Here is a 26,119-nt window from a genome sequence, read left to right as displayed (position 1 = left end):
TCCTCGAGCGGGTGTTGACCGCTCATGGGGGGCTCGATCGCTGGAACAGCTTCAGCAAAGTACGCACCACCCTCGTGACAGGTGGTGCGTTATGGGCAAAGAAAGGGCTGACGCAGGACAGCGCGCCACGCCGACGGGACGCTCGTTGCCGAGCGCTCAGCCCCCCGGGAATCCTTTCAAGACCACGAAGAAAATACCCCTTGGGATCCACTGCACCGCGCGTACTTCAATGGTTACGCGCTGTGGTCCTACCTGACGATGCCGTTCTTGTTCACCGTGGCGGCAATCGGCCTCAGCGACATCCGTTACGCGTAATGCCCGTCGCAATGCTCATGTGATCTATCAGCAACGGCGGCCGGAGGAGGCGTTTTGAAACCATTCCTGCCCGGACCGGGTGCGTCAACGTGGAACATGTTGCGCCAAGCGTGTCTGCAACGCCGCGATGCCGTGCCGCCGACTTTGACGGAACTGGCGGTCGTCCCCGGCATCGCACAGGCGCGTTACTGGCTGGACCGGGATTTCGCTCCGCTCATTCGGGACGTGAATCAGGCCAACCATCGCGAGGCTGAGGCGCTCGCCAGGGCGGGAGTGCCGAATGACGTCCTGCCGGTGGCCAACATGCTGGCGGTTTCCGGCGGTGGTGACGCCGGCACGTTTGCGGCAGGGATCATCGCGGGATGGACGTTGAATGGGACGCGCCCACTGTTCAAAGTGGTCACGGGCATCAGCGCTGGCGCCCTGGTGGCTCCGTTCGCTTTTCTGGGGCCTCAATACGACGACATCATTCTGCGCATCTGCAGCGCCATCGGTCCCAAAGACGTTTTCCATTCGCGCAATGTGCTGACCCGGCTTGCCAGCGACGGCATTGCAGACAGCAAGCCACTGTCGCGGCTCGTCGCCCAGTACGTCACCGCTGACATACTGGCGGCGATTGCGGCGCAATACGCCAATGGACGACTCCTGATGATCGGTACCACCGACCTCGATGCAGGGCGGCCCGTGACCTGGAATATGGGGGCCATCGCCTCCAGTGGAGCACCGGGCGCACTGGACCTGTTTCGCCAGATCCTGATCGCGTCGATGAGCATTCCTGGCGCCGTTTCACCGGTCATGATCGACGTGGAAGTGAACGGTCAACAGTTTCAGGAAATGCACGTGGACGGCGGCGTCATCACGCAGGTATTCCTTTACCCACCCGGCACGGTCATGGCTCTGAACAGCGTGACCGGCGCACGTTTGCGCCATGACCGGAATTTCTATGTGATTCGTAACGGGAAAATGGAGCCCCAGTGGTCCGGGACCAAGCGTCGCACGTTGAGTATCGGCGGTCGCGCCATCAGCGCATTGATCCAGACGCAAGGGATCAGTGACCTGGAACGGATTTACCGAATCGCTCAGCAGGACGGGGCGGACTTCAATCTGGCGTACATCGGCGCCGATTTTCATCACCTGCGCAGTCATCACTTTGATGGCGAATACATGAAGCGTTTATTCGACTACGCCTTTGAACTCAGTGCGAAGGGTTACCCGTGGCATAAATCCCCCAATACCTGAAGACAATCGCGATCCTTGATGTCCAGTCGGTCATCGTGGAGTTGCCTGCATGAAATTAATACTGTAGTTTTTCATGAAATTATAAAAACATAATTTCATGAGAGCTCGTATGTTCCAGCAGTCCACCCAGCATGTCGCCAGCTATTACGCCCACAGTTGCGCGGATCGCTTGGTCAATCGCCCTGCGCTCAGGGGTGAACAAGACACCGACATCCTGATCATCGGCGCCGGCTTCAGTGGGCTGCACACTGCGTTGCGCCTGGCCTTGGCCGGCAAACGGGTGACCCTGCTGGAAGCCAGTCGAGTGGCGTGGGCGGCCTCCGGGCGCAATGGTGGCCAGGCCATTCTCGGCTGGTCGTGTGACATGCCGCCGCTGGAAGCCGCGTTGGGTTACGAGCGCGCACGCCGGTTGTGGGACGGCATGCGCTGGGCGGCGCAGGAGCTGCGTGAATTACCCGCTCGTCATGGCTTCGATTGTGATTATCGCGCGGGGCATTTGTGGACGTCGGTCATGCCACGGCGTGTCGGGCTGTTGACCGAGTGGCAGCGCGAGGCCAGCCACAAATGGGGCCACCATGGCTTGCGGTTCATCAGCCGTGAACAGTTGCCGCAATGGATCGCCAGCGAGCGCTATCAGGCCGGCCTCTATGATCCCGAGGGCGGTCATCTGAACCCGCTGAAACTGGCCATCGGCCTGGCCACCGCCATCGAAAAGGCGGGCGGCCGCATCCATGAACAAAGCAAAGCATTGAGCTATCAAGAGGAGGGCGGTCGTTACCGGGTGAACACCGAACACGGGACCATTCGGGCAGACGTTCTGGTGCTGGCGTGCAATGCGTATCTGGACCGGCTCGACCCGAAACTGGCCCGTTGCGTATTACCGGTCGGGACTTATCAAGTGGCCACCGCGCCCCTGTCTCCCGAGCAGGCCACCGCGCTGTTGCCGAGCAATGTCTGCGTCACCGACAACCAGTTTGTCCTCGATTATTTCCGGCGCACGCCCGACAACCGCCTGCTGTTCGGCGGCGGCTGCACGTATCTGGGCGGTATGCCAAAGGACATTGCCGGGGCCACGCGTCCCTTCCTGGAACGAGTGTTCCCGCAGCTCAAAGGCGTAGCCCTGGAATTCGCCTGGGGCGGGCACATCGACTTGACCCTGAAACGAACGCCGGACATTGGCCAGTCAGGGAATCGCTACTGGATGCAAGGCTATTCCGGGCATGGCGTGCTGCCGACACTGGCCGCTGCCCGCGCCGTGTCCGACGCGATTCTTGGCCAGGACGATGAATTGTCCTTGTACCAGGGTTTGAACAACGGCAGTTTTCCCGGCGGCAAATACCTGGCTGCGCCGCTGGAAGCCATCGGCAAAGCCTGGTATCGACTGCGTGACAGTATTTGATGAGTCATCAACTGGAAATCCAGGCATGAACAAGCAAGAAGAAATCGCTGCGCTGGCGATCCTTATTCACGATCTGCGCAAGCACAAGAAATACACCTTGAAGGAACTGGCCGACAAAATCGGCCGTTCCGTGGGCTTCCTGTCGCAGGTCGAACGTGGCCTGTCACGGCCCACGGTGGCCGACCTGACGGCGATCAGTGAAACCCTGGACGTACCGACGACGTACTTCTACAGCCTGCCAAAACCCAAGGAATTGCCATGGGTCACCCGGCCGGACGAACGCCGCACGTTGTACTTCGCCAACGGCATTACCGACATTCTGGTTTCGCCAAAGATCCGCGCATCGTTTTCGATGCTCGAAAGTCACCTTGAAGCCGGTGCCAGCAGTGGCGACCGGCATTTGACTGACAGCTCCGAGCAAGGGGGTTACGTGCTCGAAGGCGAGCTGACGCTGTGGTTGGGCGACGACGAGGACCCCGTCAAATTAGTGGCTGGCGACAGCTTTCAGTTCGACAGCCATACCCGTTGCCGCTACGGCAACCTCACCGAGCATCTCACGCGAGTGCTTTGGGTTTACACCTGATGAAAAGACAAGGACCCACAATGATGGATGCTACCTGCTCTGACCTGTTGGCCGAGGTGCGCGCCTTTCGCCAACGCTATCCTGAGGTGCGCTATGTCGACCTGATTTCCCTGGATATTCCAGGGCATTTCTACGGCAAGCGTTATCCTGTGGACATGCTGGAAAAGGTGGCGGCCGGCAGCGCGCTGAAACTGCCGCAGAACTGTGTGCTGCTGGGCGTGCAAGGCGGATTGTTCAAGATCGGCGATTACTGCTTCAACGACGGCGATCCCGATGCGCTGCGTCGCCTGGTACCCGGCACACTCAAGCCTGTGACCTGGGAAGGCCAACCGCTGGGGCAAATGCTGATTACCTCGGACGGCACGGATAACCCCATCGTGTTCGAACCGCGCCAGGTATTGGCCCAGGTTCTGGACCGCCTCGCCGGTAAAGGCATTCATCCAGTCGTGGCATTTGAGCTGGAGTTCTACCTGTTCGATAAAAAGCTGCGCGACGGGCTACCGCAGTTTCCCCGCGACGGGCTGACAGACGATGCCGACGATCAACCCAATATGCACATCGAGCGGCTGTCACGTTTTGCCCCGGTACTCGATGAAATGGTCGAGGCATCGCGTGCCCAGGGCATCGACAGCACGGTGATTACCGCCGAGCTCGGGCCGGGGCAGTTCGAGATCAATTTCGGTCACCTGGACGACGGCTTGCGCGCGGCGGACTGGGCCGCCCTGTTTTGCCGCAGCAGCCGCGGTGTTGCCCTCAAGCACGGCTATCGCGCCAGTTTCATGGCCAAACCTTACTTGCAGCACCCGGGTAGCGGCATGCACGTACATGTCAGCCTTTACGATGCGGCTGGCAATAACATTCTGGCGGCCAATGAACAGCGATCGTTGCGTCACGCCGTGGCCGGTTGCCTGGAACTGCTGCCGCATTGCATGCCGGTTTTCGCCCCGAACCAGAATGCCTATCGACGCTTGGGCGGCACGACCAACATCGCCACCCAAGCGAGCTGGGGTTTTGAAGATCGCGATGCGTGCCTGCGCATCCCTGAGTCGGACTCGAAGAACCTGCGCATCGAACATCGTCTGGCAGGCGCCGATGCCAATCCATATCTGGTATTGGCGGCGATTCTGGTGGGCCTGGAACACGGACTGGACGCGGGCAAAGAACCGATCTTGCCGTTGAACGAAGACCGCAACAGTGGCGTCGACTTTCCAAAGGAAATGCTCGAAGGCGTGCGCGCAATGCAGCATCAACCGCAATTGCGTGAAGGTCTGGGGGCTGAGTTCGTGAATGTTTATTGCGAGAACAAACGTCAGGACCATCTGGCGTTCATGCAGGAGATCAGCGCGCGGGAATATCGCTGGTATCTGTAAACGCAGGATGCGGGCAGTCGCTCAATCTCATGATTGGGCAGAAAGAGTAAGGCATAAAAAAACGCCGCCCCTCTCACGAAGGGCGGCGTTTTCTATGGCGTTGCAGCGTTAGGCTTGAACGACCGGAATGTTGGCGTTCGCAGCGACTTCACGGAACTCGGCGATCTGGTCGAAGGACAGGTAGCGGTAGACATCGGCCGCCATGCTGTCGATCTTGCCCGCGTATTCCATGTACTCCTCGACGGTCGGCAGGCGACCCAGGATGGAAGCAACAGACGCCAGCTCAGCCGAAGCCAGGTAGACGTTCGCGCCGTCACCCAGACGGTTCGGGAAGTTACGGGTCGACGTCGACACCACGGTGCTGTTCGGCTCAACGCGGGCCTGGTTACCCATGCACAGCGAGCAACCCGGCATTTCCATGCGTGCGCCGGCCTTGTCGTAGATGCCGTAGTAGCCTTCCTCGGTCAGTTGGTGAGCGTCCATTTTGGTCGGTGGCGACAGCCACAGGCGGGTTGGCAGTGCTCCATTGACCTGTTCCAGCAATTTGCCGGCAGCGCGGAAGTGACCGATGTTGGTCATGCACGAACCGATGAACACTTCGTCGATCTTCTGACCTTCAGCGGACGACAACAGACGGGCGTCGTCAGGGTCGTTCGGTGCGCACAGGATCGGTTGCGTGATCTGTGCCAGGTCGATCTCGAGGACTTCTGCGTATTCAGCGTCTTTGTCCGCTTGCAGCAGCTCTGGTTTGGCCAGCCAGGCTTCCATCGCTTGAGCACGACGCTCCAGGGTGCGGGCGTCGCCGTAGCCTTCGCCGATCATCCAGCGCAGCAGGGTGATGTTGGAGGTCAGGTACTCGGTAATGGCCTTTTCCGGGAGTTTGATCGTGCAGCCAGCGGCGGAACGTTCAGCGGAAGCGTCGGACAGTTCGAACGCTTGCTCCACGGTCAGGTTGTCCAGGCCTTCGATTTCCAGGATGCGGCCGGAGAAGGCGTTGATCTTGCCTTTCTTCTCGACGGTCAGCAGACCGGCCTTAATGGCGTAGTAAGGGATCGAATGAACCAGGTCACGCAGGGTGATGCCCGGTTGCATCTTGCCTTTGAAACGCACCAGGACTGACTCGGGCATGTCCAGCGGCATGACGCCGGTGGCGGCGGCGAACGCAATCAATCCAGAGCCCGCCGGGAACGAAATACCGATCGGGAAACGGGTGTGCGAATCGCCACCGGTACCGACGGTGTCCGGCAGCAGCATGCGGTTCAGCCAGCTGTGAATGATGCCGTCGCCCGGTTTGAGCGAAACGCCGCCGCGGTTACGCATGAAATCCGGCAGGGTGTGGTGAGTCGTCACATCCACAGGCTTTGGATAAGCCGCAGTGTGGCAGAAGGACTGCATCACCAGATCCGTCGAGAAGCCCAGGCACGCCAGGTCTTTCAGTTCGTCACGGGTCATTGGACCGGTGGTGTCCTGGGAACCTACGGTGGTCATCTTCGGTTCGCAGTAGGTGCCAGGACGCACACCGGCTACGCCGCAAGCCTTGCCGACCATTTTCTGCGCCAGGGTGTAACCCTTGGTGCTTTCAGCCGGGGCTTCCGGCAGTTTGAACAGGTCGAACGCTGGCAGACCCAGTTCGGCGCGAGCCTTGTCGGTCAGGCCACGGCCGATGATCAGCGGAATACGGCCGCCAGCACGAACTTCGTCCAACAGCACCGGGGTCTTCATTTCGAAGGTGGTCAGGACTTCGTCGGTACCGTGTTTGCAGACTTTGCCCGCATGCGGGTACAGGTCGATCACGTCGCCCATGTGCATGTTCGACACGTCGAATTCGATTGGCAGGGCGCCGGCATCTTCCATGGTGTTGTAGAAGATCGGAGCGATTTTGCTGCCGAAGCAGAAACCGCCAGCACGCTTGTTCGGCACGTAAGGTACGTCGTCACCGAAGAACCACAATACGGAGTTGGTCGCCGATTTACGCGAGGAACCGGTACCGACCACGTCACCGACGTAGGCGATCGGGAAGCCTTGACCGCGCATTTCTTCGATCTGCTTCATCGGGCCGGTAACGCCTTGGGCGTCAGGGACGATGCCGTCGCGGGCCATTTTCAGCATGGCCAGGGCGTGCAGCGGGATGTCTGGACGGGACCAGGCATCTGGAGCAGGGGACAGGTCGTCGGTGTTGGTTTCGCCGGTGACCTTGAACACGCGCAGGCTGATCTTGTCGGCCAGGGTCGGGCGGTTCTTGAACCACTCGCCGTCAGCCCAGGACTGCAGCACGCCTTTAGCGTGAACGTTACCGTTCTTGGCGCGTTCAGCAACGTCGTGGAAGGCATCGAACATCAGCAGGGTGTGCTTGAGTTCTTCGGCAGCTACTGGTGCCAGTTCGGCGTCGTCCAGCAGGTTGACCAGAGTCACGATGTTGTAGCCGCCCTGCATGGTGCCGAGCAGTTCAACAGCGCGCTTCTTGTCGATCAGGGGGGATTTGGCTTCGCCTTTGGCGAGGGCGGACAGGAAGCCGGCCTTGACATAGGCTGCTTCGTCCACGCCAGGTGGAACGCGATGGGTGATCAGGTCAACGAGGAAAGCTTCTTCGCCAGCCGGGGGATTCTTCAGCAGCTCGATAAGGCCTGCAGTTTGCTCGGCGTTGAGCGCCAAGGGTGGAAGCCCTTGCTCGGCACGTGCTTGTAATTGTTGTACGTAGGTCTCAAGCACTGGGTTTCTCCTGTCATACCGCGTGTTGTTGAGTGAGCGAACAGCGTGCGCCCGCAAAAATAAAGGCAGGTGCAGTTTTTCGGTTGTCGAGGGTGACCACCCGAAACTATCCAATCAACTGCGCCTGCAAAAGGTGTTCTGTCCCGGAATCGGGAAGGCACAGATCTGCATCTGCGCCAATCGGAGGTTTTCGGCAACGGTGGATATTGTCGACACTATCTCGTGATTGAGCCGGAATATAATGATTATCCGCAGGTCAATCAACTGCATTGTCGACACATTTGAATCACCTCCCAAGTCGTCACCATAAGGGCAGCGGGCTCAATCGTTCACTTATGACTATTCGCACATCGATTCGACTGATGACAGCCAGCGCTCTGCGCCGCGGTTTCAGTTGGGAGGCTGAGACTTCACGCAGTCGCCTGCGAGGGATACATGCCTTTGGCATTCACGCGACTGCAAATCAGTCAAAAGGAACGAAAAACCGTAAGTCGATATTGATTGGGTTTGTCCCACGCCATTGGACTGCAGGACTTCGAAAAGGCGCTGTCATGAATAGCCAAGAGACTGTCGCAAAATGAAAAGCGCTCCCGGGCCGGGGGCTTTTTAATGGGCGCTGAAAAGTCGATTGAGCCGATTGGGTCGGTGACACGGCAAATGTAACGAGGCGGGTACTCTGCTAGCCGGTGCAACGCGATGATTTTTCCAGTCCTGTTTGTAGGAACTGCCAAGCCATGGAGGGCCGATATCTGGATTAGGGCCGTACAACTTACCGCCGCTTGAACCGATGGATGCGACTGCACCGCCTGCGTCACGAATGCCTGGTACGCCAGGCAGGAGAATAACAATATGAAATTCGTGAAAAGTCTGCTGGCTACGCCACTCATGATGGCGCTGACCATCGATGCACAAGCCTATGTATCCACTCAGGATGCCGCCCGACTGGGCACCAGCCTGACGTTGGTAGGCGCCGAAAAGGCTGGCAATGCCGACGGTTCCATTCCGGCCTACAACGGAGGCCTGACCACCGCCCCGGCCAGCTTCAAAACGGGTGACAGCATGCGCCCGAACCCCTTCGCCGATGAGACACCACTGCTGGTGATCGATGGCAAGAACGTTGATCAGTACAAAAGCATGCTGACGGCTACCACGGTCGCATTGGCCAAGCGCTATCCAAACTTTCGCATCGATGTGTATCCGACCCACCGCACGGCTTCACTGCCAGAGGCAGTGCTGGAAAACAGCCGCAAGAACGCCACCGGCGCCAAATCCCTCAACGGTGGGATTGCCTTTGAAAACGTATTGCCCGGTGTGCCGTTCCCGATCCCGCAATCGGGCGCCGAGGCGATGTGGAATTTCCTGCTGCGCTACCAGGGCGTCAACATCCATTCCAAGTACGACTCCTGGAGCGTCGACTCGGCAGGTGTGGCAAGCCTGGCGGTCTCCGGCGAGGCATTCGTGTCCTTCCCGATTTACGAGAACATGTCGAAGCCGATCAACAACTCCGACATCTACTACCAGCTGAAGCTGGCTTATACCGGACCCGCGCGACGTGCCGGTGAGTCGGTCATGCTCAAGAACGCCACCAACCCGCTGCAACGTCCTGGTCGTGCCTGGCAGTACTTGCCGGCCCAGCGCCGGGTCAAACAGATATCGATCCTGGCCTACGACACACCGAACCCCGGTACCGCCCGCGCGCTTGAGTTGTACGACTGGACGCTGGTGGGCAAGCAAGAAATGATCGTGCCCTACAACACCTACAAACTGACCTATGCCCGGGATGCCAAATCGCTGACCACCCCCAATTACATTTCCCCGGACTTCGTCCGCTGGGAAAAACACCGGGTCTACGTCGTGGAGGGCAACCTCAAGCCCGGTGCAAAGCACATCTACCAAAAACGCCGCTTCTACCTGGATGAAGACACCTGGGCCGCCGTGGCCTCCGATCAGTACAACACCAGTGGCCAGCTCTACCGTGGCTCCTTCGCTTTCCTCAGCCAGAGCTACGACGAGCAAGTCCCGGATGCCACCCCGTTCATGACTTACGACCTGTCGCTTGGCACCTACAACATCAATGGCGTGGTCGGCCCACATGGCGGTATCCACTACATCGAACCGCTGTCGACGGCGCAGTGGGTGCCGGAGTCCATGGCGGGTGCTGGTATTCGCTAAGCCCCCAGTGATGCAGTACCCGATGTCTTGAGCTAGACGCTGGCGAGGGGTCAAGCTCCCTCGCCACAGGTCATCACCGCTTTTTCGTCGGCATATAAAACGCCAGTCCTTTGCCAAGTCGAAAAAACAGACGGATTTACTGATGTTTCTGGACAGCCGAAGATTCCAATCGCATCTTCGACGTGCTCTGACGAGTAGAATGCCAACGCTACTCAGCACTAATGGGATTTGTGGTGGTCAATAAACCCCGCACGAACGTCAGCGGTCGTACTGCTCGGTGCCGACCAGTTCCGCATCGGTATTTTGACCAAGGACAGTGAAAGCATGCTCATCGCCACATAATCAGCAACCGCCACTACGGGGTTCCGTGAATCGGGACTGGCCGTACGTTTACCCCTCAATCCAATTCGAAGATCTAACGCATGTACCTACGCAAAATTGCAGTTGGGCTGTCGGCCCTTGTTTTGCTTTCCACCGGGGCAGAAGCCCGCAGCCTGCTGGATCTCCTCAAGCCGCCCACCCAGCATCAGGACCCAGTATCCCGCTCGGGTTCGATCAGTCAGAACGCGGCACTGGACCTTTATTCAAACAAACAAAAACAGGCATCGTTCGATGGCTGTGCAGATCTGTTCCCGGCAGCCAAACCAATCAACCTGGCTTCCGTGCCTGCAACAATGAACCCCTTGGCCCTGTGTTCCGACAACTTTGCGGTGCTGTACTCGCAAACCAGCAAGACGCCGCTGGTGGTGGTGGAGCGTCTTAATGCAGCCCAGCTTCAGGATGCAAAAGGGGAGGAGCGCACTAACCAGTTCTATCCAGATCCTCGCATTCCCAAGAGTGGACGGGCAGAGTTGAGTGACTACCGTAGCCAACACCCGGCTGTGGACCGTGGCCATCAATCCCCGGCCGCCGATGCACCGAACCCCAATGCAATGGCTCAATCCTTTGCGCTGTCGAACATGGTGCCGCAAGACCCAACCAACAACCGGAAGATCTGGAGCAAGGTTGAGTCTGATGTCAGGAAGTTTGCCAAGCGAGCCGATGGCAATGTTTTTGTCTTTACCGGCCCGCTCTTTGACCCAGGCCATAGCACCATTGGCGACAACAAGGTCTGGGTACCGACGCGCCTGTTCAAGCTGGTTTACGACGCATCGTCCAAACGGGCCTGGGCCTACATACTCCCCAACGCCGAAACCCGTATTGAGAGGCCGATGGACTATGACGCTTTCGTAAAAAGTACGGGGCTAAAATTACTGGGCAATCTACCCGTCACAGGCTCCGTGGGCCGCACTTGAGGGTTCACATTTAACGGGCGGTGGGGGCGCTTGCTCCCTCGCCACGAGTCACTGCTTTTTTACGTGGGCATACAAACGCCAGCCTTTTGAAATGGGGGGGCGTTCAAAAATTTCGACACGCCTCGCTAGAACCGGGCTTTACTGGAATCAGTTGTGCAGATTGCCGTGTGTTGCTGGCTTCCGAGGTCAAAACTACAGCCATCGAGGTTGAGGACGAGCCCTTGTCCAAATTCCGGTTCTTCCCCATCAGGTTTTTCCCGCTGCTGCTCGCCGGCTGCACCACTACGCACATGCCCCACGACTTCAGCGAGACGATACCCGCCAGCGATTCGGCTTTCGGGCGCTCGATCCAGGCTCAGGCCGCCGAACATCAGGGGCTTTCGGGTTTTCGCTTGCTGCCCAACAGCAGTGAAGCGTTCCGGGCTCGCGCCGAGTTGATCCGCAACGCCCAAAAGAGCGTCGATCTGCAGTACTACATCGTGCACAACGGTCTGAGCACCCGGGCCCTGGTGCGTGAAATGCTGGCGGCCGCCGATCGAGGCGTGCGCATACGCCTATTGCTCGATGACACGGCCAGCGACGGTCAGGAAGAAGTCATCGCGACCCTGGCCGTGCACCCGAACATCTACATCCGTGTCTTCAACCCTTTGCATCTGGGGCGCAGTACTTTTGTGACCCGAACCATGGGCCGTCTGCTTAATCTTTCGCAGCAGCACCGGCGCATGCACAACAAACTGTGGCTGGCCGACAACAGCGCCGCCATCGTTGGCGGACGCAACCTGGGGGATGAATACTTCGACGCCAAGCCCGATCTCAACTTCACCGACATGGACCTGCTATGCATCGGCCCGGTCGCCCAGCAGTTGGGGCACAGCTTCGATCAATACTGGAATAGCAGCCTGAGCCATCCCATCAGTGACTTCCAGCTCAACAAGCCAACGCCCGAAGACTTGCTCGAGAGCCGTCAACGCCTGGAACAATCGCTCGACAGCACACGGATCGAAAACAAGGCCCTGTACGAGCACCTCATGACCTACCGGACGCACCCGCAACTCGATCATTGGCGCAAGGAGCTGATTTGGGCCCATGGCAAGGCGATGTGGGACGCCCCGAGCAAGGTGCTGGCCGATGACGAACCGGCCCGCGCGCTAATGATGGCCACCCAACTGCGGCCTGATCTGGATAGCATCGACAAGGAGCTGATCTTGATCTCGGCCTATTTCGTTCCCCAGGAGTCGGGCATGCGCTACCTCCTGGGTCGTGCCGAGGCCGGGGCTGATGTACGCCTGTTGACCAACTCACTGGAAGCCACTGATGTGCCAGCCGTGCACGGCGGCTATGCGCCTTACCGCAAAACCCTGCTCGAACACGGCGTGAAGCTCTATGAGTTGCGACGACAGGCGGATGACCCCGGTCGCGGTTCTTCGTTTGGCTTCAGTGGTGGCTCGGACTCCAGCTTGCACACCAAGGCCATGATCCTGGACAAACAGAAGGTGTTTGTCGGGTCCTTCAATTTCGACCCGCGTTCTGTGCTTTGGAACACAGAAGTCGGGGTGCTGGTCGACAGCCCTGAATTGGCCGGCTACGTACGCGAACTCGCGTTTGAAGGCATGTCGCCAGCCGTGAGTTACCAGGCTCGTCTGGAAAACGGCGAAGTCGTCTGGGTCACTGAGGACAACGGCCGCCTGCATACCTTGTATAAGGAGCCTGGCGGCGCGTGGCGCAGTTTCAAAGCGTGGCTCAGTGACAAGATCGGCATTGAGAAAATGCTCTAGGCCGAAGCCGGCCCCGATCACGCAGTGCGCTGCTGCGCCAACAATCCTTTGCCCTTAACGACGGTTTCACCGGCTATTCCGACAGCGGAACAACCAGGGTCAGCCAGGTATTCCAGCCCTCTGGGCGATTCTTCGCGTCAAACTCGTAGTAACCCTTGAGGTTGGCGTACCAGAGATCTTTACCGACTTTGAAGAAGTGTCCCGCCTGAGGACCTATGGCACTGACCTGGGATTTGAAGTCGCCCAGTGTCGCGCCGCTGCCGCTGTCCCCCGTGACTTGATGGTAAACGTAGCCGACAAGGCCCAGTTGGGTCTGATCGGTGATGAAGTGCGAGGCACTCAGGTCCAGGTGCGCGTCGATGCCGTTTTGATAGTTTGTGTCGGTGTTTTCCCAGTTGTAGGTCATGCCCGCCACGGCGGAAAACTCGTTCTTTTTGTCGAAGTAGGTGTAGCCACCACCGGCATCCAGCGCCGAGTGTCCCAGGCCAATATTGACCAGGCGATTGGGGTCATAAGCACCCACGGGAATGTTGCCCATGCTATAGGCCATGAAATTGTGAACGCCATGGTTCCATTTCATCGTGCCCAGCACATACACGTCGCTCCCCCCCTTGAGGGTGTCTTGGGTTCCACCGGAAAAGCCGCGCCCGCGCGGCCCGACTTGCGTAACGTCGACACTGGCCTCGTCGCGGCCAACCGCGGCCACCACCGAAATCGCAGCCTGGGCCCCGAGTAACGGTTCGGCAAAGGTATACGTGGGGCTGGCGAACAGCAGATCCGCCTTGGCGTCCAGACCAAAGGTGGTCCGCCCACCTCTTGGTATGGCATTGTTTTTGTCGTCACTGGCACTGACGTGATAGTAGATCAGCGGCAGACTCCAACCCGGTTTGGTGGGTGCCGCGGCCAGCGCGCCGAACTGGCCAGGTAACCAAAAGCTGATACCGCCGTCATCTGCCTGAGCAAGCATGGCCGGCAAAAACACCGCCAATCCCAGTACAGCTTTATTTCTTGCAATCATCGAAACCCTCAATTCTCGGCCTACCCAATAGTCGCGTGCGCGTTACAGCTTAGTAGCTGTTTCAAGAATGAGCAGGATTGTGGCCAGGGATGGCGCTGGAAAGTCGAGGAGGCGGGGGCAATGGCGAAAGCTCTGATGCCACCGCCCCGATTGTGCCTGTCGTGATTACTGGCTGGAGCGAATGGCCCCGCCGTCAATCAACAGATTCTGCCCGGTGAGGTATCCGGCATGGCTGCTGCAAACGAAGGCGCAAAGTGCACCGAATTCCTCGGGTGAGCCGAAGCGTTTCGCCGGAATTTCGCTGCGGCATTCGTCAAGGAATACCTCACTGTCTTGTCCCGACTCCTGGGCGACAGCGACCAGGTTGCCACGCAGTCGATCGGTGTCGAATGAGCCCGGTTGCAGGTTGTTGATCGTCACATTGCGGCTGGCGATGTTGTCCTGTCGGGCAAGCCCGGCGACAAATCCCGTCAGCCCGCTGCGTGCGCCATTGGACAAACCCAGGCTTTCGATAGGTGACTTCACCGCACTCGACGTAATGTTGATGATTCGGCCAAATCCGCGAGCGGCCATACCGTCTACCGTGGCCTTGATCAACTCGATTGGGGTGAGCATGTTGGTATCCAGCGCCTTGACCCAGGCGTCGCGATTCCATTCGCGGAAATCCCCGGGAGGAGGGCCTCCCGCGTTATTGATCAAAATATCGAAATGTTCGTGGGCCCCGAGGGCGGCCGCCCGACCCTCAGGCGTTGAAATGTCTCCGGCTACGGCGATGACGGTCACTTGAGGATTGATCGCTCTGAGCTGACGGGCTGTTTCATTCAGCGTGTCTTCGCCTCGTGCGGTGATCACCACGTTCACACCTTCGCTGACGAGTGCCTGAGCGCAGGCTTTACCCAGGCCTTTGCTGGCAGCGCATACCAGCGCCCAGCGTCCTGCTATTCCAAGATTCATGCGTGTTGTCCTGAAAGAAGGTAGCTCAAAGAAAGGGGGGGCCTATTCATGCATGATCCACGGTTGCAGACAGGTTTGGCGATTGGGCATCGATGCCCATGAAGCGTCGCACTCTCTCTCCTTCGGCATCGCGTCGTATGGTTTCAGGTGCGGCATCCAGTTGGATATTGCCGTTCTCCATGAACACGACCCGGTCAGAGATCGACATCGCAAAGTCCATTTCGTGGGTCACGATCAGCATGGTCATGCCTTCTTTGGCCAGGTCGCGGATCACGTTCAACACGTCGTTGACCAGTTCCGGGTCGAGGGCCGAGGTCGGCTCGTCGAACAGCATGATCTGCGGCTCCATCGCCAGGGCCCGGGCGATCGCCACGCGCTGTTGCTGGCCGCCGGAGAGCTGGTGCGGGTACTTGTGGGCGTGGGCCAGCAGGCCGACTTTGTCCAGTAGCGCATAAGCGCGATGTTCACTCAGCTCGCCCGGTTGGCCGTGGTAACGCGGCGCCAGTGTGACGTTATCGAGAATGGTGCGGTGCGGGAACAGGTTGAAGTTCTGGAACACCATGCCGATTTGCCGCACGCCTTTGCGCAGACGAGAGCTGTTGGGTTTGTCCGAGGCTTCGATGAATGTTTCGCCGAACAACTGAATGTCGCCCGTATCGATGGTTTCCAGGCCGTTGACCGTGCGGATCAGCGACGTCTTGCCGGAACCCGATGGGCCAATGATCGAGACCACCTGGCCGTATTCGACATTCAGGTCGATGCCCAGCAGCACTTTGTGCGTGCCGTAGCTCTTCTGGATGTTCTTGAGTTGCAGGATTGGGGTGGCGTTGTTGCCGGCGGCTTTGCGCGCAATGTCCGGTAGCGCTTCGGCGCTGGCCTTGAACTTGGCGATGGTGGCCGCGTCGAGCGTGTGCGGCTTGCGGAAGTTCAGGTCCAGGTAGCGCTCCAGGCGCTGCAGGAAAAAGCCGAACACGGTGACGATCAGCACGTAGTAGACGCCTACCGCCGCCAGGGTTTCCATGACCAGGAAGTTAGTGGCATAGAGGCGTTGGCCGACCGTGAGAATTTCGGTCAGGGAGATGACCGAGACCAGTGACGTCAGCTTGACCACCGTGATGTATTCATTGATCAAGGTGGGCAGCGAAATACGAAATGCCTGGGGGATCACGATCAAGCGCTGCATACCGAACAGGCCGACACCCAGTGCGCGCCCGGCTTCCCTCTGGCCCTTGGCCACGGAAATCAGACCACCACGATGGATTTCCGCCATGTACGCCGCTTCGGTGACCACCAGGGCCAACAGTCCGGAGTAGAAGGGGTTGGACAGAATCGGGCCGCTGCCGGGAAATAATTGCGGCAAGTTGTAGACGAAGACCACCAGCACCAGCAACGGGATGCTGCGGAAAAACCAGATATAGACCGCTGCGGGAATACGCAGGAAGGGCGATTGGGAGAGCTTGGCCGTGGCCAGGAGAAAGCCCAGCAGCATGCCAATGAACCAGGCCAGGGCACTGAGCTGGACGACCGTGATACAGGCATTCCAGAAGTCTGGCAGGGAGAACAGCGAGAAGAAATACGACCAATCAAATTGCATAGGGCACCTCGATCTGCCGCCTCCATGCAGGGGCGGCAGATGACCAGACTACAGGGACGCGTTCTTAGTGGGCAGTCGGTTCTTCCAAGGCATATTTCTTAAGAATAGCGGCATATTCACCGCTCTTTTTGGTCTCCTCAAAGGCCTTTTGCACGGCCTGGAACGTTTCGTCATTACCTTTCTTGACGAAGATACCCAGGGTTTGCTGATAGATCGGGTGGTCGGTGGTGATCACCACGCGGCCATTGGTCTTTTCCGCGATCAATTTTGCGGCGCCGGCGATTTCAACCTGAGCCTGAATATTCTTGGACAACAGGGCCTGGGTCACTTCGGGGGCCGAAGGGTACTCGCTGACGGTGATAGCGCCTTTGTTGTTCGGCACGCAGTACTCATCGGACAGCTTCCTGAATTCCTTGACCCAGGTAGTGCCTTGTTCCAGACCCAGTTTCAAGCCGCACAGGTCTTCAGGTTTCTTTGCATTGATCTCGCTGCCCTGGGGCACCATGACCGAGGCCCCGGTGTTGGCATAGGCGATGGTCTGGGCCTGAGTCTGGCGCTCCGGTGTGATGTACATGCCGGAAATGACCGCGTCGTACTTGGCGGAGTTCAAGCCCAGGATCAGGCTCGGGAACTTGGTGTCGACGAACTCCACCTTGGCGTTCATGTGTTTGGCCAGGGCTGTAGCCAGTTCGGGGTCGGAACCCACCACGTTTTTGTCCTTGTCGTAGGACTCGAAAGGAGGGTAGGTGATTTCCATGCCGACCTTGAACGTGTCAGTCGCGGCCATGCTCACCGAGGCACCGAACATACCGGCTGCCAATACGGCCATGCTCAACAGGGCTTTGTTATTTTTTTTCATTATTTACTGCTCCGGCGTAGGTAAGGGGTTAGCTGAAAACTTCAATCAGGACGGTTGAACCTGATTTTTCAAATGTCCAAAACTGGCGGGCTTGCGTGCCTTACCTGGCAGTTGAACTTCCCCATTGGCCACCCTCTGGCGCAGATATTGATACGTCTGCAGCGCCTGGCCATACATGTGTTCGCCGATCGTGATTTCCTCGTAGTCGTTACCAGCCTGGGCGAACCCGGGCAGCGGTTTGATCTGGGTGTGGTAGTCGCAGGCATAGAACAGGGGAAAGGAATAGCGCTCCTCCCTCACGCTGCGCACCCGGTGCGCGGTTGCAACGAAGGCGCCTGCTGTCATCACCTCCAGCATGTCGCCGATGTTGACCACAAAGGCATCGGCCATCGGTGGTGCATCGATCCATTGGCCAAGATTGTTCATCACCTCAAGGCCTGGTTTGTCGGCCAGGAGAATGGTGAAGCACTCGTAATCAGTATGGGCGCCAAGACCCGGTGCATCATGGGCCGCACCGTCGAAGGGGTAGTGGATCAGGCGCAGCTTGGACGGCGGACGGGTGACCAGGCTGTCGAAATAGTTTTCTTCCAGGCCCAGGGTCAGGGCGAAGCCACCGAACAGGCGCCGGCCCAAGGCGAAGATCGCTTCGTAGTAGGCCTGCACCGACGCCTTGAAACCGGGCAACTGCGGCCAGTCGTTAGGTCCAAGCAATGGGGTGTTGGCCAGCACCAGCGGGTCATCGGCGGGGACTTCGAAGCCGACGTCGAAGGCTTCCTTGTGGTCCGGCTTGCCTTTGGAATAGACCTCTTCGCCTTCGGGCACAAAACCTTTGTGGGTTTGCGAGGTGCCGATGTAGTGCCGCATCTTGGTGTCGATGGGCTGGGCGAAAAAGTCCTTGGCAGCCTTGCGCAGATTGGCGATCAGTTGCGGGTCGATACCGTGGTCGGTGATATAGAGGAACCCGACCTCGCTGGCAGCGCGCCCCAATTGTTCGGCCACGGCCAGGCGGTGTTCCAGTTCAACACTGAACAGACCGGCGATGCTGACCACCGGGATGCTGTTGAAGTTGGCTTTGAGTGTGTCAGTACTGGCGCTGTTATTTTTATTGTCAGGCATGACGCATCGGCTCCCTAAGGATGGTTTGAGTGGTGGAAACGCTCGAAGTGTTCGCGCTCGGTCTGGCCCATCCACACGTTCAATGACCACAGGTCGGCGACCGGGACATTGGTGAAGGGCAAATGATGCAGGTAGCCATCGGCGCCGAATTCCGGGGTCAGGGTGCTGACCTGATAACTGCGGGCCTGTTGCGAGCGCCAGATGCTTTCCCAGTGCTGCTGATGGAAGGCCAGTTCTTTTGCATATTCGGGAGCCGCCGGGTGCGGAACCTGCGGGCCTTGGTCGTAACCGACCCGGGCCTGGATATGGTGAACGCGCTCGATGAAAGGGCTCAGGTCATCGGCCGGGTCATTCAACAGACGCTCGCAGGTCACGACCCAATGGCTGATGTCACTGGTGAACAACAGATCAGGCAGTTGCCGGATCAACTCCAGGGTCACCCAAGGGTTGAACAGCGAACGCGAGCGATGAGTTTCGAAACTGCAGACCTGGCCATGCTTGCGTGCCAGATCCAGCGCCTGTCCAAAGAACTCCACTTGTTGTGGCAAGGACCAGCGATCGTTGCCCGCCAGTACGTTGACGAAGCGTGGGCCGAGTTCGCCAGCCCAGGCGAGTTTCTGTTCGAGGTCATTGAGGTGTACGGTGGGCGTTGCCGACTGATCCGGCAGCACGTCGTAGGCGGTGAAGACGGTGCTGATATAGCCCAGGCGATTGGCCTTTAGAAAGGCGCCAAACTCAGCCCGCTCACGGGCGTCCAGTGGCAGTCGCGCTTCCATGCCATCAAAGCCTGCTTGCAGCAGCTCTTCAAGCGCCTGAGCCTTGCTGGCGGTGTAACCCCACAGCGTGCGAAAAATTTCCAGCTTCATCGGTGATCCTCAAAAATCCAGGGCCTACTGCAAAAGCACGTCGACGCACCAAGCTGTTGAACAATGCCAAGGCTGGTTCGCTGTGGAGCCGATGTTAGGCACAGGCTGAGCGGCGAAAGAATCTGAAAGTTCAAATCAATACTTCAGAGAATTGATAACAAATAGCCAGCTATCTACATCAATTTCCACGGGGGAATTTATGGGCGAGCAGGTGCCTACGCTAACGATTAGCGAGGGATGCCATTGTTACGGCATCATTTTGAAGAGTCCCAAGCGACGATGGGCAGGCGAGGAAAAATCCGTGATAAATCAGGCAGATCGAATATTTTCAAACTTGGCGGCGGCGGGTGGTGCCGTGCTGCCCACCCTGAAAAAAGCATCTCGCGCATAGGGCTCCTGGTTCAGGACTACGCTAACGCTGTGCGGGTCGTCGATCAAACGACCCACTTGCGTCCGTCCATGGAGCGCCCAATGCCGCCCATCACCACGCGCCTGGTGGCGCTGTTAGCGCTTTGCCTGACGCTTGAAGTCCCAGCCCAGACCAACGACTGTCCAGCCGGCGAGAAACCCGTGTGCCTGGACAGCTGCGTTTGCTTGCCAGACCTGGGACTGATGGCTGATGGCATTTACCAGATGGCGGCACCTGCCCTGGCGTTGTGGCTGACCCAAGCCCGCGCTGAAGCAGATATCGCCGGCACCCAACCGATTCCACCGCACATCCGGGAGCAACTGCTGCGCTGGTACGACCCCAGTGTCCTTGATACCGCGCGCTACAAAGTCAGCGATAACAGCCAAATGAACGCAGCCACTGCCATGCTGCAAAACCCCGATGTCGGTGCCGTGACGCTGATCGACATCATCCTGTTCCGCGACGCTCAAACCGCAGAACAGGACCTCGCGCTCTGGGCTCACGAACTAAAGCACGTGCAGCAGTATCAGGAATGGGGGGTAGAAGGATTTGCCCAGCGGTATACACAAGACTTCAATGCGGTGGAAGCGCCGGCTTATGCCATTCAGGCTGAGGTCAGGCGGTCATTGCGGGAAGGGGCTGACTGAAGGGCATCACCAGCGTTTGCGCTGATACGCGAACGTCAGGGTCGGGGCGAACCATGACCCCGGTCGCATAAATTTGAAATGTACGGCGTTGCTCGCCAGAATCGCGCCCCAAGCCGGCCAACGTTGTCGGACGTTCGCGGTGAAAAGGGGCTGTAGTTGAACGAACAGACATTGTCCAAGCGCCTGGAGCGCGTCGCGGCGCAGGTGCCAGTCGGTGCGCGCCTGGCCGATATCGGCTCGGATCACGGCTACCTGCCGGTGGCATTGATGCGCCGTGGCGCCATCGTAGCGGCGGTCGCCGGCGAGGTGGCATTGACGCCGTTTCGTGCGGCCGAACGCACTGTGCGCGAAAACGGCCTGGATCAGCGGATCACCGTGCGCCTGGCCAATGGCCTGGCGGCGATCGAGCCGGGTGACGGGATCACGGCGATCAGCCTCTGCGGCATGGGTGGCGAGACCATCCGCGACATCCTCGACAGCGGCAAATCACATCTGAGCGGCCAGGAACGCCTGATCCTGCAACCCAACGGCGGCGAGCAGCCACTGCGCCAATGGCTGATGGAAAATGGCTACCGTATCCTCCACGAGGAAGTGCTGCGGGAAAACCGCTTCGACTACGAAATTATCGTCGCCGAGCGGGCAGGGGCGGTGAAGTACACCGCCGAGGAACTGTACTTCGGTCCGTTACAGATGCAGGCACGCAGCCCGGCGTTCCTGCTCAAGTGGCAGCGCATGCTGCGTCTTAAGCAGCGCACGCTGACCCACTTCACCCGGGCGCGGCAGGCTGTGCCCGAGGAGAAGGTGCAGGAAATCGCCCGACAGACTCGCTGGATCACCGAACTGTTGACCTGAGCTGGATACATTCCACGACGTGAGCACTCATACGGCGTAGCAAGCAGCTATACCAATGAGCGCAAGAAAACAGATCAACTGAATGCAAAAGAAGGTAAACCGAACGGCCACGAACCGGTCGGTTTGCACATGGGAGACGTGAACCAGAGACTGGCACACCCGAGCCACCAGCACGAGTATGGACAAGTCGTTCACTGCGGGGCCGCTGACACCCAAGGCTGAAACCACGAACACGATGGCGCCAAAGACCGGTAGGTTTTCCACGCAGTTGGCGTGTGCTCTTGTCCCGCGCCGATACCAGTCCTCGCCTTCGAGTTGATCGCTGCGAAAAGAGGCAATCGCAACTTTTGAGAACAGGATGGCGACCCAGCGATACACCCCGACGGTTGCCATCAATAGCAGCAACGTCCAGGTCGCAAATCCAAGCAACATCCACTGGGGAATCGTCATGGCGGCCATCCTCGATCAATTGTTTTCAGCACGTCATTGCACAGCTGCGCGGCCAGTGGTCGGTCGCGCGCTGTCGATCAATGGCTCATGATGGGTGCCAGTGCAGTCTGGATCCTGGTCATCTGCGCTGGCGTTGTCATGCGCGTCAGCAGCCGGCCAAAGTGGGGATGCTGCACGCCCGAGATGATGTATTGCCAGCGGTAGGCGCCCAGCATGCAGGCGTTGATTTGCGCTGTTTCATCGACGCTGAACGGGCGTGAAACGTTTCGAATGAAGTAGTCGGCATCGGCAACCGATTGCGCCTGCAGGATGCCGTCGACAGCCGCCACCAGCGCAATCAGATCGTTAACGGCCTGATCGCGCTCGGCTGGCGAGAGTTTCGCGTGCTCTGCCTTCCACTCCAGTTCATCCAGTACGACGTGCCGGCTCTCATCCATCCAGTGAAACTTGAAGACATCCTTGAATAACGGGCACAACTCCTCGCGCGGGGCGATGCTTTGCGAGTAGTGCGTTTGCACAAACAGCTCGATATGACAGGTCAACGCCAGCACCGACCAGGTACTGGCCGCCAGTACTGCGCGGGCCACATCGTTTGGGTCGGCAACCTGACGATAGCCCGCAGGCAATTGCGCACTCATCATCGTTTCCATGCGTCGGAACAGTTCCTGGTGCTTGATCTCGTCGTTGGAAAAACGCACCAGCGCTTCAAGTGCCAGTTGATCGTCAAAGACATGGGCGCGACCTTGATCGAGCATTTTGGCGCTGATAAACCGTTCGACCAGACCAAAGATATACGCGTAGGTTCGGCCATGAACCTGACTGAGCCGGCGCGCCTCATCCTCGGTGAGGAAGGTCAGCCGGTCGATCCGTGAGAGTCCGTCGGGCAAGAATTTGCGCGAGAAGTCAAAGCTGCGGTCCCGCAGCAAATCACGATCGATCTGCCATTCCGCTTTCTTCGATGATCTGACAAGTTGAGCATAACGGGCGGCGTTGCTCGATTCCGGGTTGAGTAGGGTCGCGACGGTGTTCATTTCGATCTCCTGCTTCGGGGCAGTTACGGTTGACGTCGGAACCAATGACCATGGGTGAAGCCTCTGGGGCCAGTCTCGATCGCCGGGTCCGCGTTGGTGCTAATCTAGGCCTCGCCGTTCCGGCGATGAATGACCAGTGCGCCGGATTACTTGCTCCGGACTCCGGAGAGGAGGGCTGGCGAGTGCTGGATGCGCTTTCTGATGTCTTGCGTGTGATTCGGCTGTCTGGAGGGGTGTTCCTCGAGGCGGAGTTCACTGCGCCCTGGTGCATCGGCGGAAAAATCTCGGCCGACGATTGCAAACCGTTCCTGGCGGCACCTCGACATATCATTGCGTCGCACTTTGTCGCCGCGGGGCACATGCAATTACGGATCGACGGGGAGCCCGCCATCGATGTGCAAGCAGGCGAGCTCATTCTGCTTCCTCGTAACGACACTCATACGTTTGGCAGCGATCTGAGCATTGCGCCGATGTCTGCGGGTGAGGTCATTCAACCGCCAGAAGTCGGCGGCATTGCACGAATCAAGCACGGCGGGGGCGGAGAGGTCACGCAACTATTGTGTGGCTTCCTCGGGTCTGAAACGCCCTTCAGTCCATTGCTTTCATCGCTGCCTTCCTTATTAAAGCTGGACGTACGCGCGACGGCTTCGGGCGCCTGGATTGAAAGCTCATTTCGTTTCGCTGTCAGTGAAATCGCAGCGGGACGCGTCGGCTCGACAGCGGTTATCGCCAAGCTCTCCGAATTGTTATTCGTCGAAGCCGTCAGCCAGCATGTCGCCAGCCTCCCGGCCGAGCGGCGCGGGTGGCTGGCGGGGTTACGAGACCCCCACATCGGGCGGGCACTCGCGTTGCTCCATGCTCGTCCAACCGAGGGCTGGACGGCAGAAGCACTGGCGCTTGAAGTGGGCATGTCGCGCTCGGCATTCGCCGAGCGATTTACGGCATTGGTCGGACAACCGCCCATGCAGTACCTGACGCTCTGGCGTATGCACGTGGCGGCGCAACAGTTGCGCGAAGGCTGCGGGAATGTGGCGCAAATCGGCTTTGCCGTGGGCTACGAATCCGAAGCCGCGTTCAGTCGCGCGTTCAAACGCCAGTTCGGCACATCACCTGGCACCTGGCGCAGACAATCGGGTACCTCGACCGGTTGAATCCACAGCCCTGTCAACGAGCCTCTTCTATAGGGACTGCTATAGTCAGCCAGACCGGCTCAAATCGGCAGTCGCTGGTAAAAACAAACTACTCAGGAGTTCCGTCATGCGAATCGTAGCGGCCTCTGTGTGCACACTTCTGTTATCCCTGGCATTACCTGCGTTGTCCTTTGCCGGTTCAAATTGCGGTGATTCGGGCAGTGCAAGTGACGCCAGAAACTGTGTAAAAAACAACAACGATCAAAAAGGGAAAGGCAATTGCAATAACAATGGCAATTGCGATAAAGCCAAGGACAAGGCCAAAAACAAAGCTGATGATGATCACTCGGTCGAATGCAGAGAGATCAATAACCTTGTGCTGCGCCGTGAATGTCTTGATAGACGTAGAAATTGATCCACGCTGAAGGAACCCTCTATGTTCAGGTTTCGCTCGTTGATTGCAACTGTTGCCTGTTGTGCGCTGGTCTCCGGCTCTGCTACGGCATGGGCCGATCCCGGTAACGGGAAAGGCCAGGGAAGCGCAAAGGGAAATCCTCAAAACACCCAAGACCATGGCAACCAAAAAGGTCATGGAAACAAAGGCAACAATTCCGGGGGCAGCGATTGGGACAATGGTCCAAGCATTAATCGCAGCAGCATTCTCGGGATTGTTGGCGGTTATCCGGACTACTGGAGCCCAGGGCCAGCGTTGCCACCGGGCATTCAAAAAAACCTGGCGAGAGGCAAACCACTTCCTCCGGGCATCGCCAAAAAACTCGATGGCCGGCTGATCGGCAGACTGCCGCACTATGAGGGGTACGAATGGCAGCAAGCGGGTACGGACTTGATACTGGTCGCGCTGGCTACGGGGCTGATTTATGAAGTCTTGAATGGTGCTTTTGATTAAAGCTTGAGCAGTAAGCGCTGTTGGCATGACCTTGCCAGTATTCGTTTTAGCGCGCCTTCTGGCGCGCACGCCTGTTTGGCCAGTACACCTCGCATCCCGTCTGTCGCAAGACTTGAACTGCCAAGGGGATAACGCGTCATAAAGTGCGCGATATCAACCTTATGGAAGCAATCATGCTTTTAAAAAACAAGAGTCTTGTTGCTGTAATGTCATGCGCCATGATGCTTGCAGCCGCCCCGTTACTCCCTGCTGACCTGTCCTTGATGAACTCCGTCTATGCGAAAGACGGTGGTGGTGGTGGTGGTAATGGCGGTGGTCACGGCGGTGGAAATGGTAGTGGAAACGGTGGTGGCCATGGCGGCGGTGTTGGGAGCGGTCACAGCGGTTCAGATCACGCCGGCAACTCCAACAGTAATGGCCACGGCAATGGACTGAGCAGCGATCATGCCGGCAGGTCTGTTCGCGACCATGGCATAAGCGGGAACCACTATGGCAATGATCGCAATGGTGATCGCGCTCATGGTTCAACCACTTCAGGTATCGCCCACTCCAAAGATACTCGCGGTGTTGCTAAAGCCACCGCTGTTTCGAGATCCACCCCTGGGGATCACAACGCCAAAGGATTGAGTAACGCTGCAACGTCGGGATCGAAACATTCGTTTTGAGTCAGTGGCTGGTGAGCGCTCAAGATACTGTTGACTGAACGATCGACAGGTTCAGCTCACACCTGACTTTGCACGAGCGTCCTGCAGAGAAAACACGCGACACCTTTCGACTTTCTCAAAGGTGTCGTGATTTGAACCAGAGGGCCGGTCCAGACGACCCTCTATCGGCTGTGGATTTCACCGATTGAATCCACACCCCAAAGCCGCCATACAGAAGCCGAAACGGATCTGTTTTTTACGGCGGCCTTCACAATCCACATCACACGTTCGATTGCAGCGCCGGGCCAAGAGCGGCAGCCGCGGTTAAATTGCTGCGCGCCCAATTCAAGGGCCGGAAAGTCCCCGTGCTTACAGGGCAAAGTGTTTATGTTTTGGCACGCTTCGAGGGTTTTGATGCGTTTGACGGTATCCCCCCAGGGGGGATAGGATGCCGCCGTAATTCATTGAGGCCAGAGGCTCAAGTCATGAGTGAGCACGGACACAACCATTCCCACACCCACCAAAGTCATGAAGCGATTGTCAAACGCCTCAAGCGCGCGGATGGCCACCTACGCGGCATCATCACCATGATCGAAGAGGGCCGTGATTGCGTGGACATCGCTCAGCAACTGCATGCGGTCGAAAAAGCGGTGTGCCAAGCCAAGCGCACGCTCATCCAGGATCATATTGATCACTGTCTGGAAGACACCGTCTCGGCGTTGAACAATGGCGAGCGCGCACCACTGGACGCGTTCAAACAAATCACCAAGTACCTCTAGGCCAGA

The 26,119-nt window shown here is 58.4% G+C and carries 23 protein-coding genes; 14 read left to right on the top strand and 9 right to left on the bottom strand.

Translation table 11 applies throughout. The annotated features are described in order from the left end of the window. Positions 1–369 precede the first annotated feature (369 nt). The 4 genes from LOY55_RS16030 (at position 370) to LOY55_RS16015 (ending at position 4,906) form a co-directional block, all read left to right on the top strand. Positions 370–1,554, top strand: a complete 1,185-nt coding sequence (locus tag LOY55_RS16030) for a patatin-like phospholipase family protein (protein ID WP_046033183.1) — start codon at positions 370–372, stop codon at positions 1,552–1,554. 109 nt (positions 1,555–1,663) lie between these two features. Next, positions 1,664–2,953: an FAD-binding oxidoreductase gene (locus LOY55_RS16025; RefSeq protein WP_046033184.1), complete on the top strand. Its 1,290-nt coding sequence runs from the start codon at positions 1,664–1,666 to the stop codon at positions 2,951–2,953. A 25-nt stretch (positions 2,954–2,978) separates the two neighbouring features. Then, positions 2,979–3,536 (top strand): helix-turn-helix domain-containing protein, encoded by a 558-nt coding sequence (locus LOY55_RS16020; RefSeq protein WP_109786922.1) that lies wholly within the window; start codon positions 2,979–2,981, stop codon positions 3,534–3,536. Positions 3,537–3,559: 23 nt separating this feature from the next. Then, positions 3,560–4,906, top strand: coding sequence for a glutamine synthetase family protein (locus LOY55_RS16015; RefSeq protein WP_258668342.1), 1,347 nt, complete (start codon positions 3,560–3,562; stop codon positions 4,904–4,906). Positions 4,907–5,014: 108 nt separating this feature from the next. On the opposite strand, the gene acnB is transcribed toward LOY55_RS16015, so the two are convergent. Then, positions 5,015–7,615: a bifunctional aconitate hydratase 2/2-methylisocitrate dehydratase gene (acnB, locus tag LOY55_RS16010; RefSeq protein WP_258665712.1), complete on the bottom strand. Its 2,601-nt coding sequence runs from the start codon at positions 7,613–7,615 to the stop codon at positions 5,015–5,017. Positions 7,616–8,464: 849 nt separating this feature from the next. Here acnB and LOY55_RS16005 point away from each other — a divergent pair. From LOY55_RS16005 to LOY55_RS15995, 3 genes are all read left to right on the top strand, one after another. Next, the gene (locus LOY55_RS16005; protein ID WP_077430134.1) at positions 8,465–9,787 is read left to right on the top strand and encodes a DUF1329 domain-containing protein; all 1,323 of its coding nucleotides are present in this window, start codon (positions 8,465–8,467) and stop codon (positions 9,785–9,787) included. Between the two features lie 422 nt (positions 9,788–10,209). Next, the gene (locus LOY55_RS16000) at positions 10,210–11,082 is read left to right on the top strand and encodes a DNA/RNA non-specific endonuclease (protein WP_077430135.1); all 873 of its coding nucleotides are present in this window, start codon (positions 10,210–10,212) and stop codon (positions 11,080–11,082) included. Between the two features lie 290 nt (positions 11,083–11,372). Continuing rightward, entirely contained in the window at positions 11,373–12,857 is a 1,485-nt protein-coding gene (locus LOY55_RS15995; protein ID WP_223524872.1) for a phospholipase D family protein, read from the top strand. Between the two features lie 73 nt (positions 12,858–12,930). Here LOY55_RS15995 and LOY55_RS15990 read toward each other — a convergent pair whose 3' ends face one another. The 6 genes from LOY55_RS15990 to LOY55_RS15965 all read right to left on the bottom strand — a co-directional run bounded on the left by LOY55_RS15990 (position 12,931) and on the right by LOY55_RS15965 (position 19,264). Next, complete coding sequence (locus LOY55_RS15990; protein WP_109787154.1) at positions 12,931–13,875, bottom strand: transporter; 945 nt, start codon at positions 13,873–13,875, stop codon at positions 12,931–12,933. Between the two features lie 165 nt (positions 13,876–14,040). Further along, positions 14,041–14,829, bottom strand: a complete 789-nt coding sequence (locus tag LOY55_RS15985) for an SDR family oxidoreductase (RefSeq protein WP_077430136.1) — start codon at positions 14,827–14,829, stop codon at positions 14,041–14,043. A gap of 46 nt (positions 14,830–14,875) precedes the next feature. Then, positions 14,876–16,423 carry an amino acid ABC transporter permease/ATP-binding protein gene (locus LOY55_RS15980; protein ID WP_046027163.1) on the bottom strand — a complete coding sequence of 516 codons (1,548 nt, stop codon included), beginning with the start codon at positions 16,421–16,423 and terminating at the stop codon, positions 14,876–14,878. 64 nt (positions 16,424–16,487) lie between these two features. Continuing rightward, a complete protein-coding gene (locus LOY55_RS15975) occupies positions 16,488–17,282 on the bottom strand; it encodes an ABC transporter substrate-binding protein (protein ID WP_077430137.1) in 795 nt (264 codons plus the stop codon). A gap of 45 nt (positions 17,283–17,327) precedes the next feature. Then, positions 17,328–18,398 (bottom strand): isopenicillin N synthase family oxygenase, encoded by a 1,071-nt coding sequence (locus tag LOY55_RS15970; protein ID WP_077430138.1) that lies wholly within the window; start codon positions 18,396–18,398, stop codon positions 17,328–17,330. Positions 18,399–18,412: 14 nt separating this feature from the next. Further along, entirely contained in the window at positions 18,413–19,264 is an 852-nt protein-coding gene (locus LOY55_RS15965) for a sugar phosphate isomerase/epimerase (RefSeq protein WP_258665710.1), read from the bottom strand. Between the two features lie 471 nt (positions 19,265–19,735). Here LOY55_RS15965 and LOY55_RS15960 point away from each other — a divergent pair, with 471 nt between their 5' ends. Continuing rightward, positions 19,736–20,320 (top strand): DUF4157 domain-containing protein, encoded by a 585-nt coding sequence (locus tag LOY55_RS15960; RefSeq protein ID WP_223524866.1) that lies wholly within the window; start codon positions 19,736–19,738, stop codon positions 20,318–20,320. 156 nt (positions 20,321–20,476) lie between these two features. After that, positions 20,477–21,172, top strand: a complete 696-nt coding sequence (locus LOY55_RS15955) for a class I SAM-dependent methyltransferase (protein WP_109787156.1) — start codon at positions 20,477–20,479, stop codon at positions 21,170–21,172. Between the two features lie 27 nt (positions 21,173–21,199). Here LOY55_RS15955 and LOY55_RS15950 read toward each other — a convergent pair whose 3' ends face one another. Then, the gene (locus LOY55_RS15950) at positions 21,200–21,622 is read right to left on the bottom strand and encodes an MAPEG family protein (protein WP_109787231.1); all 423 of its coding nucleotides are present in this window, start codon (positions 21,620–21,622) and stop codon (positions 21,200–21,202) included. A 77-nt stretch (positions 21,623–21,699) separates the two neighbouring features. Next, the gene (locus LOY55_RS15945) at positions 21,700–22,653 is read right to left on the bottom strand and encodes a diiron oxygenase (protein WP_258665707.1); all 954 of its coding nucleotides are present in this window, start codon (positions 22,651–22,653) and stop codon (positions 21,700–21,702) included. A 182-nt stretch (positions 22,654–22,835) separates the two neighbouring features. On the opposite strand from LOY55_RS15945, the gene LOY55_RS15940 reads away from it, so the two are divergent. The 5 genes from LOY55_RS15940 (at position 22,836) to LOY55_RS15920 (ending at position 26,113) form a co-directional block, all read left to right on the top strand. After that, positions 22,836–23,804: an AraC family transcriptional regulator gene (locus tag LOY55_RS15940; protein WP_258668341.1), complete on the top strand. Its 969-nt coding sequence runs from the start codon at positions 22,836–22,838 to the stop codon at positions 23,802–23,804. 106 nt (positions 23,805–23,910) lie between these two features. Beyond that, a complete protein-coding gene (locus tag LOY55_RS15935) occupies positions 23,911–24,198 on the top strand; it encodes a hypothetical protein (protein ID WP_146206184.1) in 288 nt (95 codons plus the stop codon). 21 nt (positions 24,199–24,219) lie between these two features. After that, positions 24,220–24,690, top strand: coding sequence for an RcnB family protein (locus LOY55_RS15930; RefSeq protein ID WP_258665705.1), 471 nt, complete (start codon positions 24,220–24,222; stop codon positions 24,688–24,690). A 173-nt stretch (positions 24,691–24,863) separates the two neighbouring features. Then, positions 24,864–25,355 (top strand): hypothetical protein, encoded by a 492-nt coding sequence (locus tag LOY55_RS15925; protein ID WP_258668339.1) that lies wholly within the window; start codon positions 24,864–24,866, stop codon positions 25,353–25,355. A 464-nt stretch (positions 25,356–25,819) separates the two neighbouring features. Then, on the top strand, positions 25,820–26,113 hold the full coding sequence (locus tag LOY55_RS15920) for a metal-sensing transcriptional repressor (protein ID WP_046027176.1): 294 nt from the start codon (positions 25,820–25,822) through the stop codon (positions 26,111–26,113). Positions 26,114–26,119: the final 6 nt, after the last annotated feature.

It is taken from the genome of Pseudomonas sp. B21-040 (assembly GCF_024748695.1).
Taxonomy (GTDB): domain Bacteria; phylum Pseudomonadota; class Gammaproteobacteria; order Pseudomonadales; family Pseudomonadaceae; genus Aquipseudomonas.
This window is presented reverse-complemented; position numbering and strand designations above follow the sequence as displayed.

Bases quoted from the DNA above. Each gene is read 5' to 3' on its own strand.
- LOY55_RS15980 (WP_046027163.1), bottom strand. From the start codon at position 16,423: ATGCAATTTGATTGGTCGTATTTCTTCTCGCTGTTCTCCCTGCCAGAC.
- LOY55_RS15995 (WP_223524872.1), top strand. From the start codon at position 11,373: ATGCCCCACGACTTCAGCGAGACGATACCCGCCAGCGATTCGGCTTTC.
- LOY55_RS16015 (WP_258668342.1), top strand. From the start codon at position 3,560: ATGGATGCTACCTGCTCTGACCTGTTGGCCGAGGTGCGCGCCTTTCGC.
- LOY55_RS16025 (WP_046033184.1), top strand. From the start codon at position 1,664: ATGTTCCAGCAGTCCACCCAGCATGTCGCCAGCTATTACGCCCACAGT.
- LOY55_RS16000 (WP_077430135.1), top strand. From the start codon at position 10,210: ATGTACCTACGCAAAATTGCAGTTGGGCTGTCGGCCCTTGTTTTGCTT.
- LOY55_RS16020 (WP_109786922.1), top strand. From the start codon at position 2,979: ATGAACAAGCAAGAAGAAATCGCTGCGCTGGCGATCCTTATTCACGAT.
- LOY55_RS16005 (WP_077430134.1), top strand. From the start codon at position 8,465: ATGAAATTCGTGAAAAGTCTGCTGGCTACGCCACTCATGATGGCGCTG.
- LOY55_RS15925 (WP_258668339.1), top strand. From the start codon at position 24,864: ATGCTTTTAAAAAACAAGAGTCTTGTTGCTGTAATGTCATGCGCCATG.
- LOY55_RS15965 (WP_258665710.1), bottom strand. From the start codon at position 19,264: ATGAAGCTGGAAATTTTTCGCACGCTGTGGGGTTACACCGCCAGCAAG.
- LOY55_RS15945 (WP_258665707.1), bottom strand. From the start codon at position 22,653: ATGAACACCGTCGCGACCCTACTCAACCCGGAATCGAGCAACGCCGCC.
- LOY55_RS15930 (WP_258665705.1), top strand. From the start codon at position 24,220: ATGTTCAGGTTTCGCTCGTTGATTGCAACTGTTGCCTGTTGTGCGCTG.
- LOY55_RS15935 (WP_146206184.1), top strand. From the start codon at position 23,911: ATGCGAATCGTAGCGGCCTCTGTGTGCACACTTCTGTTATCCCTGGCA.
- LOY55_RS15950 (WP_109787231.1), bottom strand. From the start codon at position 21,622: ATGACGATTCCCCAGTGGATGTTGCTTGGATTTGCGACCTGGACGTTG.
- LOY55_RS15990 (WP_109787154.1), bottom strand. From the start codon at position 13,875: ATGATTGCAAGAAATAAAGCTGTACTGGGATTGGCGGTGTTTTTGCCG.
- LOY55_RS15975 (WP_077430137.1), bottom strand. From the start codon at position 17,282: ATGAAAAAAAATAACAAAGCCCTGTTGAGCATGGCCGTATTGGCAGCC.
- LOY55_RS15960 (WP_223524866.1), top strand. From the start codon at position 19,736: ATGCCGCCCATCACCACGCGCCTGGTGGCGCTGTTAGCGCTTTGCCTG.
- LOY55_RS15985 (WP_077430136.1), bottom strand. From the start codon at position 14,829: ATGAATCTTGGAATAGCAGGACGCTGGGCGCTGGTATGCGCTGCCAGC.
- LOY55_RS15920 (WP_046027176.1), top strand. From the start codon at position 25,820: ATGAGTGAGCACGGACACAACCATTCCCACACCCACCAAAGTCATGAA.
- LOY55_RS15970 (WP_077430138.1), bottom strand. From the start codon at position 18,398: ATGCCTGACAATAAAAATAACAGCGCCAGTACTGACACACTCAAAGCC.